The sequence below is a fragment of the Polyangium sp. y55x31 genome (assembly GCF_029946505.1).
GTDB lineage: Bacteria > Myxococcota_A > Polyangia > Polyangiales > Polyangiaceae > Polyangium.
The window spans coordinates 1-12,272 of the sequence record NZ_JARZHG010000075.1 but is presented as its reverse complement, the minus strand read 5'-3'; the positions used below and the strand labels follow the sequence as shown (position 1 = coordinate 12,272).

General features: G+C 68.4%; 10 protein-coding genes. 7 read left to right on the top strand and 3 right to left on the bottom strand.

All coding sequences use genetic code 11. The annotated features are described in order from the left end of the window. From QHF84_RS49590 to QHF84_RS49575, 4 genes are all read left to right on the top strand, one after another. Positions 1 to 1,145: PEGA domain-containing protein (locus QHF84_RS49590; RefSeq protein ID WP_281320690.1), on the top strand; the 1,145-nt coding region annotated here is incomplete at its 5' end. 63 nt (positions 1,146 to 1,208) lie between these two features. Continuing rightward, positions 1,209 to 2,051: a DUF4215 domain-containing protein gene (locus tag QHF84_RS49585; RefSeq protein WP_281320689.1), complete on the top strand. Its 843-nt coding sequence runs from the start codon at positions 1,209 to 1,211 to the stop codon at positions 2,049 to 2,051. Between the two features lie 129 nt (positions 2,052 to 2,180). Continuing rightward, positions 2,181 to 3,059, top strand: a complete 879-nt coding sequence (locus QHF84_RS49580; RefSeq protein WP_281320688.1) for a DUF4215 domain-containing protein — start codon at positions 2,181 to 2,183, stop codon at positions 3,057 to 3,059. A gap of 76 nt (positions 3,060 to 3,135) precedes the next feature. Beyond that, positions 3,136 to 4,245: a 2-oxoglutarate and iron-dependent oxygenase domain-containing protein gene (locus tag QHF84_RS49575; RefSeq protein WP_281320687.1), complete on the top strand. Its 1,110-nt coding sequence runs from the start codon at positions 3,136 to 3,138 to the stop codon at positions 4,243 to 4,245. A gap of 24 nt (positions 4,246 to 4,269) precedes the next feature. On the opposite strand, the gene QHF84_RS49570 is transcribed toward QHF84_RS49575, so the two are convergent. Further along, entirely contained in the window at positions 4,270 to 5,745 is a 1,476-nt protein-coding gene (locus QHF84_RS49570; RefSeq protein ID WP_281320686.1) for a putative Ig domain-containing protein, read from the bottom strand. 121 nt (positions 5,746 to 5,866) lie between these two features. Between QHF84_RS49570 and QHF84_RS49565 the strand changes: the two genes are divergently transcribed. From QHF84_RS49565 to QHF84_RS49555, 3 genes are all read left to right on the top strand, one after another. Next, entirely contained in the window at positions 5,867 to 7,237 is a 1,371-nt protein-coding gene (locus QHF84_RS49565; RefSeq protein ID WP_281320685.1) for a pitrilysin family protein, read from the top strand. Continuing rightward, positions 7,234 to 8,790: a pitrilysin family protein gene (locus tag QHF84_RS49560; RefSeq protein WP_281320684.1), complete on the top strand. Its 1,557-nt coding sequence runs from the start codon at positions 7,234 to 7,236 to the stop codon at positions 8,788 to 8,790. The genes QHF84_RS49565 and QHF84_RS49560 overlap by 4 nt, the downstream gene beginning before the upstream one ends. A gap of 214 nt (positions 8,791 to 9,004) precedes the next feature. Then, a complete protein-coding gene (locus QHF84_RS49555) occupies positions 9,005 to 9,373 on the top strand; it encodes a response regulator (RefSeq protein ID WP_281320683.1) in 369 nt (122 codons plus the stop codon). Between the two features lie 76 nt (positions 9,374 to 9,449). Here QHF84_RS49555 and QHF84_RS49550 read toward each other — a convergent pair whose 3' ends face one another. Together QHF84_RS49550 and QHF84_RS49545 are read right to left on the bottom strand one after the other, a co-directional pair. After that, positions 9,450 to 10,493 (bottom strand): SUMF1/EgtB/PvdO family nonheme iron enzyme, encoded by a 1,044-nt coding sequence (locus tag QHF84_RS49550; protein WP_281320682.1) that lies wholly within the window; start codon positions 10,491 to 10,493, stop codon positions 9,450 to 9,452. 167 nt (positions 10,494 to 10,660) lie between these two features. Beyond that, positions 10,661 to 12,272: hypothetical protein (locus QHF84_RS49545; protein ID WP_281320681.1), on the bottom strand; the 1,612-nt coding region annotated here is incomplete at its 5' end.

Sequence of the window (12,272 nt, the reverse complement as noted above, 5' to 3'; positions counted from 1 at the left end):
CGCCGCCCGCCGCGCCGCCGGCAGGCGCAAAAGCCCCCGCTGCGCCCCCTGCCGCGCCGCCCGCCGCTGCGCCGGCTGCGCCTCCGGCAGGCGCAAAAGCCCCCGCCGCACCTCCGGCCTCGCCTCCGGGAGCCAAGGCGCCCGCCGCGCCGCCCGCCGCGCCGGCGGATGCAAAGGCCCAAGCTGCGACGCCCGATCCGAAAAAGGATGCCGCGCCCGCCGACGCGAAGCCGCAGGCCGGGGCCGATGCAAAGCCGACCGCAGGGCCGGCCGCCGATCCGCAGAAGGAAGCGGCGAAGAAATTGGAAGAGGGCCTGCGGGCGCAGAAAGCCGGGCAGCACGACAAGGCCCGCGAGGCGCTCGACGCCGCGTTCAAGCTCAAGCCGAACGCGGAGATTGCGCTCGCGCTCGCGCGCTCCGAGATGCAGCTCGGAAAGCCGCGCGACGCGGCCGAGCACCTCGCGTATTTCCTGCGCGAGGGCCAGGCGGCGAAGCCCGAGGACCGTCAAGCGGCCGAGAAGATGTTCGCCGAAGCGAAGTCCAAGGTCGGCACGTTGATCGTGAGCGTCGACGAGGACGGCGCCGAGGTGCAGATCGACGGTAAGCCCGTCGGGACGTCGCCGCTGAACGGCGCGGTCTTCGTGGAGCCCGGCACGCGTATCCTCACGGCGCGCAAGGAAGGAATGCCGGAGGCCAAGAAAGAGCTCACGGTTGCGGCCGGCGCCGAGAGCGCGGTGCCGCTCGCCGTCAAGCCCCCGCCGCCGCCCCCGGCCAAACCCGCGCCCCCGCCGCCGCCCCCGCCGCCGGCGCGGAACAAGACGCTGATCCTCGCGGGCGCGGGTATTGCGGGCGGGCTCGCGCTCGTGAGCCTCGGGACGTTCATTGGGTACTCCGTCGTCGAATCGGGGAGCTTCGACACGTGGGAAGCGAACCGGTGCACCCGAACGAATCAGCAATGCGTGAATGACTTCAAGGACGCGCAAGGGACCAGCACGGCGCTCGGGACCACGTCCCTCATCACGTTGATCGGCGCGGGCGTCGTCGGGGCGGGGACGGCGGTGTACGCATTGACGGGCAACAAATCGCAGCCTTCTGCGTCCTTCCACGTGACGCCCGGCGGTGTCGTGGTGAAGGGGCGCTTTTGATCGAGGGCCGATGCCCTGACGAACGAGAGGTTGGAATCCCCAATGAAGCGGTATGGATCATCGATGACCTTGGCTTTGGCCCTCGGCGCGCTGATGGCGGCGCTGGGGGGCTGTCCCTCCGAGGACCCGCTGCCGCCGGACACGACGGGCGGCGCGGGCAACGGCGGCTCGGGCGGGATGGCGTCGAGTTGCGGCGACGGCGTCCTCGATATGGGTGAGACGTGCGACGACGGGAACAACACGGACGGCGACGGCTGCTCCGCCTGCGCGGTGGACGCGTGCTACACGTGTGATGCGAATGCGCCGAGCACCTGCACGGCGAAAGCGGCGGGCGAGGCGTGTGAGGATACCAAGATCTGCAACGCGACGGGCCAGTGCGTCGAGTGCATCGACAATGCCCAGTGCGGCACGGGGTATTGCTTCGAGGATGCGTGCGCGTCCTGCGACGACAACACGAAGAACGGCGACGAGACGGACGTCGATTGCGGTGGTACGCATTGCTCGCTGTGCGGGCAGGGCAAGACGTGCGTCGCGGGTGCGGATTGTACGTCGGGGTTCTGCGCGGATGGCGTGTGCTGCAGCGCTGCTTGCGACGGCGCGTGCTCCGCGTGCAACATCGCCGGGCTCGTCGGCGAGTGCAACTTCATCGACAAGTACAGCGATGATCCGAGCTACGGCATGGGTGAGTCGTGCCTCGCCACCGACGGCAAGACGTGCTCGGGGTTCGGGAATTGCCTCTTGGCCGAGGGCGCGCCCTGTGCAAATGGCAACGAGTGCATCACCACGCGGTGCGGCGATCCCGACATGGACGGGGCGAAGACGTGCGTGAAGCAAAACGGTGAGCCGTGTGCGGCGAACGCCGAATGCTTCAGCAACAACTGCATGGACAGCGTTTGCGCCCCGTGAAGTAGCCGCGGGGGGTTCGATGAGCCCCCCGCGAACATTCCCCAACCAACCCCGCCTTCGCATCCCTCCGTCTCTCTTCACGTCCGCCTGAAGCTCGGCTAGCGTCCGTCCCGAGACCTTGAGGTACCGGTGAACGGAACTTTCGTGCGGATTTGCGGGTGTTTTTTACTCCTGGCGCTGCTCGGGGGCGGCTGCGGCCAGATCCTCGGCCTGGACGAGTACGTGCTCGTCGATCCGGGCAACGGAGGAGCCGGCGGCGCGGGGGGCTCCGTGCCGCCAGCGTGCGGCGACGGCATCCTCGACCCGGACGAGACCTGCGACGATGGGAACCAAACGGACAGCGACGGCTGCACGTCGTGCGCGGTGGACGCTTGCTACACCTGCACCGGCACGATCGGAACCCAGAGCCTCTGCATGGCGAAGACGGCGGGCGACTTGTGCGCGGCGGGTCTCTGCGACGGCGCGGGGATGTGTGTCGAGTGCCTGGTCGACGCTCATTGCAGCAGCAGTGCCGGGTGGTGCGACCATAACAAATGTGTAACCTGCACCGATACGCTGAAGAACGGCGACGAGACGGACGTGGATTGCGGTGGCACGCATTGCCCGCAGTGCGTGCTGGGAAAGACTTGCATCGCGAAGACCGACTGCGCATCGACGTTTTGCGTGGACGGTGTCTGCTGCGGCGAAGCGTGTGACGCAGCGTGCCTTACATGTATCGATCCAAGACGCGTTGGCGATTGCGCCGCTATCGATAAGTATGGTGAAGATCCGAGCTACGGAATGGGCGATGCGTGCCTCGCAGCCGAGGGCGAGGCATGTACGGGCGGCACCGCTTGCTTAAAAGCCCTGGGTCAAGCATGCACAACCAATGCTGAGTGCACGAGCGCACACTGCGACGATCCTGACATGAACGGCATCGAGACGTGCGTGAAGAACGTCGGCGAACCCTGCACCATGCCCGCCGACTGCTACACCAACAAGTGCACGAACGGCTTCTGCGCAATGTAGGCTCCCCCGTCCCGTACCGGCACCCCCCCCACACCCCGTTGCACCCCCTCCCCCACCCGTGGTAGTGCCCGCGCCCATGACCGGCACTCTCCACGACGAAATCCCCATTCTCGATCTCCAGGACGTCGGCTCCGGCGACGTGGAGCGCGAACGACGGGCCGCCGCCGCGATCGAGCGTGGGCTCGGCCGGTACGGGCTCGTGTACGTGAAAAACCACGGCATCGACCCCGCCGCGCTCGATGCGTTCTACACCGAGTTCCTCGCGCTCACCGCCCTCCCCGAGGCCGAGAAGCGCCGCTGGGCCCGCGCCGACCTCTGGTTCCAGCGCGGTTACACGCCGCCGAACACCGAAAAGGCCGTCGTCGCCGGGGGTCAGCCGGATTTCAAGGAGTGCTGGTTCGCCGCGCCCATCGAGGTCGATCCCGTCGCCGCCGAGCTCTACCCCGAGATCCACCCGCCGAACGTCTGGCCCGAGGACCGGCCCCGCTTCCGCACGTTTTACGAGGCGATCGGGCAGGCCCTGCACGGCGCCGGCCTCGCGCTCCTCCGGGCGTGCGCGGACGCGCTCTCCTTGCCGCGCGAGACGTTCGTCGACGTGACCCGCGGCGCCCCCCACATCACGCGCGCTTTGCTCTACTTGCCGCTCGACGAGCAGCAATGCGAAAACGGCGTTCTCTGGGGCGAGGAGCATACCGATTTCAATCTGCTCACGCTCCTGCCGGGCGGATGGTTCCTCGACCGCGAGCGCAATCGCTGCGCGCGGCCCGACGACCGGAGCGGGCTCTTTCTTCGTACGCGGGGCACGGAGGATCGTCCCGGCGGCGATCTCGTGCCGGGCACCGCGCCGCCGGGCTGCATCGTGGCCCAGGTCGGTCAGCAGCTCGAAATCCTGACCGGGGGACGCCTGCTCGCCACGCCCCACGTGATCACCGCGCCGAAGACCCCGGGGTATGCACGCACCTCGATGGCCCATTTCGTCCACGTGCACACCGATACGCGCCTCTTCCCGCTGCCCCCGTTCCAGACCCGCGAGACGATGACGGCTTATCGGCCGCCGGTCCTCGCGGGCACGTACGACATCAAGACGCTGGTCGACATCGGCCTCGCCCCCCCCGAGGTCCTCTCGAAGCTCGGCTATCGCCATTACGACAGGCTCGCGAGCGTGCGCGCGGATGAGAGCCGCTGAAAGACCCCCCCCTATGGATCCAGGCTACTGGCCGCTGATCTCCAGCGTGAAGGCCTGCGTGTCCACGCCTCCCTTGCCGTCGGTCACCTGGAGCTCCACCTCGTACGTTCCCACGTCCTTGCTCGTGACCATCCAGACGAGCTCGCCGCTCTGCGGATCGAACGTCATCCCGGGCGGGCCCTTCAACAGCGAATACGTGAGCATGTCGCCGTCGGGATCCGTCGCGGCGACCTGATACACGTATTTGACGGGCGGATCGCCCGGGAGCACGGTGCCGGAGATCGCCAGCCCGAACGGCCCGTAGAGGCCCGGATCGTTCGCCTTCACGTACGACGACCCGTCGGGCGTGAAGCGGAAGATGTCCGCCGGGGCCCTCCCGCTGCCGTTTTCGTAATCGGAGGTGTAGATGTTCCCCAGGTTGTCGACGCGCAGCGGCACCGGGAAGGCGTCGTCGGGTGCGTCGAAGGAGCCGAGCACCGTCCCATTGGATGCGTCGAAGCGGAAGAGATCGCCGGCTGCAGCCACGAGCTCGCCATTCGCGTTGAACTGCATTCCCTCCACATTGCCGCTCGGGATGGGGATGGTCTGCACCCAGGTGAACGTCTGGAACGTCTCGTCGGCCTGCGCCACGTGGATCTTCTTGTCGGTCTGGCTGCCGACGTAGAGGCGGCGATCCTCGTCGAAGGTGATCCCGGTGAGCGAGCCCGCGCCGGGGGGAAGGTCGATGGTCTTCACGAACGAATAATCGGCGGCGGCATACTGGTTCAGCTTGTTCGAGCCGCCCGTCGCGGTCGTGGTGTAGAGGTTACCGAGGGCGTCGAAGATGATGTTCTCCGTGGCCTCGGACTGGGCCTTGGCGTACACCTTGTACTCCACGCCGTAATCGCTGAACTCCACGAAATCGGCGTAGCCCGCGACGACCAGGTTGCCGCGTTCATTGAACGACGCGCCGTTCGGGCCGTAGGTGAACACCGGGGAGTTGACCTTGCTGAAGGCCGGGTGGGTGAAGGCCTGGACGAACGCGAGCGTCTCGGCGTCGTACACGCGGATCTCGTCGGTGCGCGAGGACGAGAGGAAGATCTGGTTCGGCTGGAACTTCCCTCCCAGCGCTTGCCAGAGCTTCAAGGTGAGCTCCGGCATCGAAATGATCTCGGGCGGCAGGTTCATCGCGCCGCCCGCGCCACCACTGCCGCCTGCGCCGCCCGCGCCGCCACTGCCGCCTGCGCCACCTGCGCCGCCCGAGCCACCAATACCGCCTACGCCACCCGCGCCACCTACGCCGCCTGCGCCGCCTGCGCCACCTGCGCCGCCCACACCGCCATTGCCACCGACGCCGCCCACCCCTCCAGCGCCGCCCATTCCGCCGGCGCCACCGGACCCCGCGGCGCCGCTGCCCGCGGTGCCTCCGGTCTGCGGGTCACTGCCGCAGCCCGCGGCGAGCGCGCCGAGCGCAACGAAAGAGCAGATACCGATCATCACGACCGTTCGAGTCCTGTGCATGGGTTTGTCCTCCGTGTCGAATCAGAACCACGTTATTTCAGTTCGGTCGAGCGTCGCAAGCCCCGCGCGCGCTGGGCCGTGCGTTGAGTCTTAAGGTCCGGCGTGGTAAGAAAGGCCGCCCATGCGCCTCCCCTCCCCGCGCTCCTCGTTCGTCGCGCTCGCCCTCGTCGCCGCGCCCACGCCCGCGCTCGCGGCTCCTCCGAAGGCGGATCCGCCCCCGGCGCTGCGCCTCGCGATCCAGCGCGCGACGCTCGACAACGGCCTCCGGGTCGTGATGAACGTGGATCACGCCTCGAACGCCGTGGCCCTCGCCATCACGTACGACGTGGGATCACGCGACGAGGCTCAGGGACAAAGCGGGTTCGCGCGGCTCTTCGAGCACCTCCTGTTCGGCGCCACGAAAAACCTCGCGGCGGGCGAATTCGAATCCCTCGTGGCGAGCCGCGGCGGGTTCGTCACGGCGAGGAGCGCGGTCGACCGGACGGCGTATTCGATGGTCGTCCCCGAAAACGAGCTCGCGCTCGGACTCTGGCTCGAAGCCGAGCGCATGCGAAGCATCGATCTGAGCCAGGCGGCGCTCGACGCCGACGAAAAAGCCCTCGCCGTCGTCGATCGGGTGCCCTACGGAAAAGCCGAGGCTCGGCTCGGCGCGCTCGCGTTCGAGGGCGCTCTCGCCTATGCCCACGGGGGCCTCGATCGTGCGGACGTCGCCGCGGCCCGCGCATTCCACGCGGCACATTTCGGGCCGAACACCGCGGTGCTCGCGATCTCGGGGGATTTTGATCCCGACATGGCCATGAACCTCGTGCATCGGTATTTCGACGGCATCCCGCGTATCCAGGCCAAACCTTTCGTCGAGCCGAACGTGCCCGAGCAGGCGGCGGAGCGGCGCGAGGTCGTCGACGATGCGCTCGCCCGCGCGCCTGCGCTTTCGTATGGATTCGTGATGCCCAAACTCGGGACACGCGAGCACGACGCGCTCCGTCTGGCGCAGGTGATCCTCGGCGACGGCGAGGGCTCGCGGCTCGTCGCGCGCCTCGTGCGCGGGGACGCGCTCGCGACGGAGGCGCGGGCCGATGTCGATCCACGTTTCGGCCGCGGGCCGGGGCTGTTCCGCATCGAGGTGCGGCTCGCCAAGGACGCGGCCGTCCCCGAGGTGGAAAAGCGGATCGACGCGGCGCTGAAGGAGCTCGCCGACACACAGCCCACGGAGGCAGAGACGATCCGGGCACGAAAAAGGCTCGAAGCGGGGTTCGTCCTTGGCCTTTCGGGGATCCGGCAGCGCGCGCTGGAGATCGGCAAGTTCGAGCTGTGGAATGGGGATGCGCGGGCGATCGGGCGCGAGCTCGAGCGGCTCGCGAGCGTGACGCCGGCGGACGTGCAAAAAGCGGCGGCCCAGCTTCTCGCGACGAAACGACGAACCGTGATCGAGACGCGGCCGAAGCCGTCCGTCGCGGGCAACCTCGCGAGCGCGGCGGAGGGGGCGCGATGAGGCGGCGCGCATCTGCCCTCGGGCTTTTGGCTCTCCTTGTCGCGGGTTGTCCCGGCCAAACCGTCGCGCCCCCGCCGCTGCATCCACCTCCGCCTGCGAAGACGGCCGAAACGAAGCCATCGGCGCCGCAGGCAGCCCCGGAGCCGAAGGAGCCGCCGCCCGAATCGGCGCCGCCGAGGCCCTTCTCCACGCCGAAGACGACCTGGATCGAGCTGAAGAACGGCCTGCGCGTCGTGAGCTTGCTCGATCGCGCGGTGCCCATTTCGCACCTGCGGGTCGTGGTGCTCGCGGGCACCGCGGTGGACGGGGAAAAGACGGGGCTTGCGGCGATCTGCGCGCGCGCCATGGCATCGTCGGGAGCGGGATCACTCGATGCGATCGAGCTGCGAAAGCGGCTGGAGGGGCTCGGCGCGAGTTTGTCGGTGGACCTGAATGCGGATCGGGTGGTGTATGGCCTCTCGGTGCCCGCGCCCCGCCTCGCCGAGGCGGCCGAGCTGCTCGCGTCCGTCGTCGGCCGACCACGCCTCGATCCGAAGGAGATCGAGCGCGTGCAGGGCGCGCTCGCCGAACGCGCCGCAGAAAAAGCCCGCAGCGACGGCGCCTGGGGCGCGTGGATGATGCTCCAGCGCGACCTCTTCACGCTCCCGAGCGAGCACCACCCCTATGCCTCGTTCGACGCGACGGCCGAGGAAATCGGGCAGATCAAGCCCGCCGATTGCAAGGATTATCATCGCCGGTATTTCGTCCCGAAGAACATGATCGCGGCGGTCACCGGCGACGTGCCCGCGGACGAGGTCCGCAAGGTCGCGGAAAAACACCTCGGCGCGCTCGCCGGCAAAGCCGCGCCCGCCCTCTCCTTCACGGACCCGATGCCCCCGGAGTCGACGAAGATCACGCTCGTCGACAGGCCCGGCAGCACGCAAAGCGAGATCGTCGTGGGATCCCTCGGCCCGAAGGAGTCGGAGCCGACGTACGCGGGTTTCGTCGCCGCAGCCGAGGTCCTCGGCGGCGCGGTCACGGGGAGGCTCACCGTCGATCTACGGGACAAACGGGGGCTCGCTTCGCGCTCCTTCGCGGAGATCGTGCCGTTCGCGAATGGCCCGTCGGCTTTTTCCGTGTACACCAAGACGAACAACGAGCGCACCGGTGATGCCCTCGCGGCGGTCCTCGATCACCTGCGCGCCCTCACGCAGGAGTCGCCGAGCCCACGCGAAATGGAAGCCGCCGCGCGTTTCCTCGGCGCATCCCGCGCCGTGACCACGAGCCGTCCCGGGTCACGGGCGGACGAGCTCTGCGACCTGGGCTCCCGCGCCCTGCCCGACGAGGCCCTCGACGAGCGCATCTCCACGATCCGCGCCCTCGCCCCCGAGGCCGCGGCCAAGGCCTTCGCCGAGCACGTGCGCCCCGGCCATGCCGTCGTCGTGGTCTCGGGCGACGCTGCGAGCGTGGGCCCACTTTTGCAAAGGTTCGGCGAGGTGAAGGTCGTCGACCCGACGCGCCACTTCGCCCGGACCCGCACCCTGCCCGCTGCCGCGGCCCCGAACCGACCCTGAGTTCCCGCGCCCCGGATCGCGAAGACGAAAACCGGAAACGGCCCCCGGATTTCACGGGTGAAACGCGCCCGCACGTATCCGCCCGTGGTCAACCGCCTGACCCCCCTTGAAATGCCCAGGATCCGCTGGTCCCCGGGACGGAACGGGGCTTGGCCTGGCCCTTGCTAGTACGTCCCTCGTTCCTTTTTCGAGCCCCACGGGAGGGAGGTGAGACATGCCCAGCGTGCTCATCGTGGACAGCGAAAGTGCCCAGCGACGCTCTTTGTCGCTGGCTCTGCGCCTCGAAGGTTATCGGGTCGCCCTCGCCACGTCCGCCGACGAGGTCAAACACCACCTCGACGACACACAAGGATACGACGTGGTGATGGTCGATCTCATGATCCCGGAGCTCAACGGCCTGGATCTGGCCCGGGAGATCCGCCACGGATTCCCGCGGGCCCGCATCATCCTCACGAGCGCGTATCCGCTTTCGCAACGCCAGCTCGAACGCACCGAATGCGGCGCGATCGGGTTCGTCCCCAAGCCCTACGAGCTCGACGAGGTGTCCCGCTACCTGCGCTCGAAGTTGACGGCCGCGGCCTGAAGGAAGCACGGAACAAGGGACACCTCGGTGGAGCGCCCCCATTCGCTCCTCCGAGGTGTCCCTTGCTCCTTTCGAATCAAGGCATTTGAGGATCGGCGCAGCAACGAATGCCGAGGTTCTTGTTGAAGGCGTCGCGCCTGCGATGGATCGTGTCGGACGTGCAGGACAGGAGGTCCTGCTGGTCCCAGAACGAGCCGCCTCGATCCCGGCACTGATCGTCCTTGGGATCGGCACCGTTGCCAGCGGGCCGGCAAGAGTCCTCCCACTCCCAGACGTTGCCGGACATGTCGAAGAGGCTCGAGAAGTCGCTTCCGCCCTTGCAGTTCGTGGCGGCCTTGACCGGCTCGGGATTGCCGTTGCCGGCGTTCAGCGTGCCGTCGAAATCGTCGTCGACGCACCTGGCCTTTTCGTAGTCGTCGCCATACGGAAAGTTCCGTTCGCCCTTGTTGGAGCAGGCGTACGTCCACTCGCTCTTCGTGGAATCGTCGTACTCGTCATAGCCGAGCGGCGAGTCGCCGAACCCGCCGCACAGGCGCTTGCCCACGCCCTCGCAGAAGGCGCGCGCATCACACCAGTCGACGCAGGCCACGGGATACTTGGGCTTGCCCGTCGGATCGTAATGGCTCGCATTGCACTGGTTGCCGCTCGAGCGCGGGACGAACGTGGTCTTCCAGCCGCACACGGGATCCTGGTCGTTCGGCATCGGGTTCGTCGCGAGCCACTTCGAATACTCCAGGCTCGTGACCTCGGTCTGGTCGATGCAATACGGCCCCTCGGGGCCCTCGACCAGCAACATCGGCCCGCCGTTCGTGGGGCACGTGGGGCCGCCCCCGCCCGCGCCGCCCTGGCCGCCCGCGCCGCCCATTCCGCCGGCACCGCCGGTGCCGCCCGTCCCGCCCGCGCCGCCCATTCCACCGGCGCCGCCCGTTCCGCCCACTCCGCCGACGCCGCCCGCGCCCGCGCTCCCGCTGCTCGAGCTCGCGCCCCCCGCACCCCCGCTCGCGCCGCTACCCGCTTGTCCGCCGCCCCCCGTGAGAGGATTCGCTCCATTCGTATCGAGCGCACAGCCGAGGACGGGAAGGAAGATCACGCCGACGAGGAAGAGAGAGGTGCGTCCCATGGAATCTGTCCTTACCACATGGCGACGGCGCACCGAAATGGGCGAATTGGAGGATCGGTCGTTTGCATCGTGGCGTAAAAATCGAGGCCGGCTGATGCAATGCGGAGCGGAGGCCCGAGCGCCGCGTCGCCGAAGTTGCGCGGGCGCTCGGGCGCGAGGCATTCACGTCACTTGATGCAGTTCGACTTGAAAATCGGGCCGCGACCCGTGGCGAGGTTCACGGGGATGATGCCGATGGCCAGCGGAATCGCGCTCGAACAGGCCTCCGGGAACGGGCCCATGTGGATGTCCTGATCGGCGAGCAAGCCCGGCTCGATGACCTCCATGGAGTTCGTCGGCAGGCTGTTCTGCGCGGCCTCCGTGACGTCTTTGATGCATTGCTCGACCGTGTCCACCATCTCCGGCAGCGTGTTCGCCTCGCCGACGCCGCAGGCCGTGAAGACGCTCTCGGCGATCGTCTGCCAGCCCTCGCCGATGATGATGAAGATGTTGAAGTTCGGGTCCGAGTTGAAGCCGTGGCCGTGGACCCAGGTATCGTATCCGACCTTCGAGAAGCCCATCCCCGAGCTCGCGTACATCATCTCGATGACCGGCCCCTCCGGGTTCGGCGGGAGCAGGTAATCGATCGCCTGGATGAGGATCAAGTTGTTCAGGCTCTTGTCGATGGCCTCGATCCATTTGCCGTACATCTTGTTGATCATCTGCATCTGGATCATGTTCTGGTTGAACATGCCGAGCGTGAGGCTCAAGAAGCCGAAATTGCTCGCGCCGCCGCCGACCTTTTCGTCGCTCCCCGGGGCCTTCGCCATGAAGACCGGTGCGGCCTCGGCCTTCGCGATTGCGCTGACGAGTTGCCCCACGGATCGGCCCGTGGGCGCGATCTGATCACGGACGAGCGCGGCGAACTTCGTTCGATGGGCGATCACGCCGTGCGCCGTGGGTTCGAGCGCGACGAGCTTCTCCACGGCGGACTCGACGGCGGCGCTCTTCGCCGCGAGCGCGGCCTGGTCCCCGGCCTTCGGCGCATTCGCATCGATCGAGGCGATCGTCGTCCGGAGCTCGGCGAGCGCGGCCCCGAGGGCATCCAGGTCCGCGGCGGCGGAATCGTCGTCCGGGCTCTTCGCGACGCCGGCCGCCGTGAGCTCGGCGGTCGTCGGATAATCGCCAGGGATCTTTCGCAGGACGTCGGCGAGCTCGGCGTAATGGAGCGGGTCGAGGTCCACGAGGCTCGCGTCGAGCGCGAGGACCGCGTCCTTCAGCGCTTGATCGGAGCCGCCGTTCGCCGCGATGACCGCGTGCACGCCATTCTGGACGCCCGAGAGGCCCGCGCCCGCCTTCGCGAGCAGCGGCGCGATGGCCTCGTTCAGCACGGAGACGCGCGTCTCGGCCGTGACGGTTTGTCCCTCGACCACGACCTCGCAGCCGACCGTGAAGATGCCCGCCTCGGCGAACGTGTACTTGCCGCCGTTCTCGACGACGCCCGCCTGCGGGGAGATGGTGACCTTCGAGGTGAACGGCCCGCCATACGCGATTCCGTCTTTTTGCACGCCGCAGCCGGCGGAGAACGATCCGCCATTGTCGGCCTCGAGCACGGCGCGGCTCGACGGCATCACCACCGCCGCAAAGCCGCTCATTCCGCCGCCGCCCGCGCCGCCCATACCTCCGGCGCCGCCCGCGCCGCCCATCCCGCCCGCGCCGCCCGCGCCGCCCTCGCCGCCCATCCCGCCGGAGCCGCCCGCGCCGCCCTCGCCGCCGATGTACACGTTGCCGAACGGGCCG

Coding starts and splice junctions, on each gene's coding strand:
- QHF84_RS49555 (WP_281320683.1), top strand. CDS start 9,005: ATGCCCAGCGTGCTCATCGTGGACAGCGAAAGTGCCCAGCGACGCTCT.
- QHF84_RS49575 (WP_281320687.1), top strand. CDS start 3,136: ATGACCGGCACTCTCCACGACGAAATCCCCATTCTCGATCTCCAGGAC.
- QHF84_RS49570 (WP_281320686.1), bottom strand. CDS start 5,745: ATGCACAGGACTCGAACGGTCGTGATGATCGGTATCTGCTCTTTCGTT.
- QHF84_RS49550 (WP_281320682.1), bottom strand. CDS start 10,493: ATGGGACGCACCTCTCTCTTCCTCGTCGGCGTGATCTTCCTTCCCGTC.
- QHF84_RS49565 (WP_281320685.1), top strand. CDS start 5,867: ATGCGCCTCCCCTCCCCGCGCTCCTCGTTCGTCGCGCTCGCCCTCGTC.
- QHF84_RS49560 (WP_281320684.1), top strand. CDS start 7,234: ATGAGGCGGCGCGCATCTGCCCTCGGGCTTTTGGCTCTCCTTGTCGCG.
- QHF84_RS49585 (WP_281320689.1), top strand. CDS start 1,209: ATGACCTTGGCTTTGGCCCTCGGCGCGCTGATGGCGGCGCTGGGGGGC.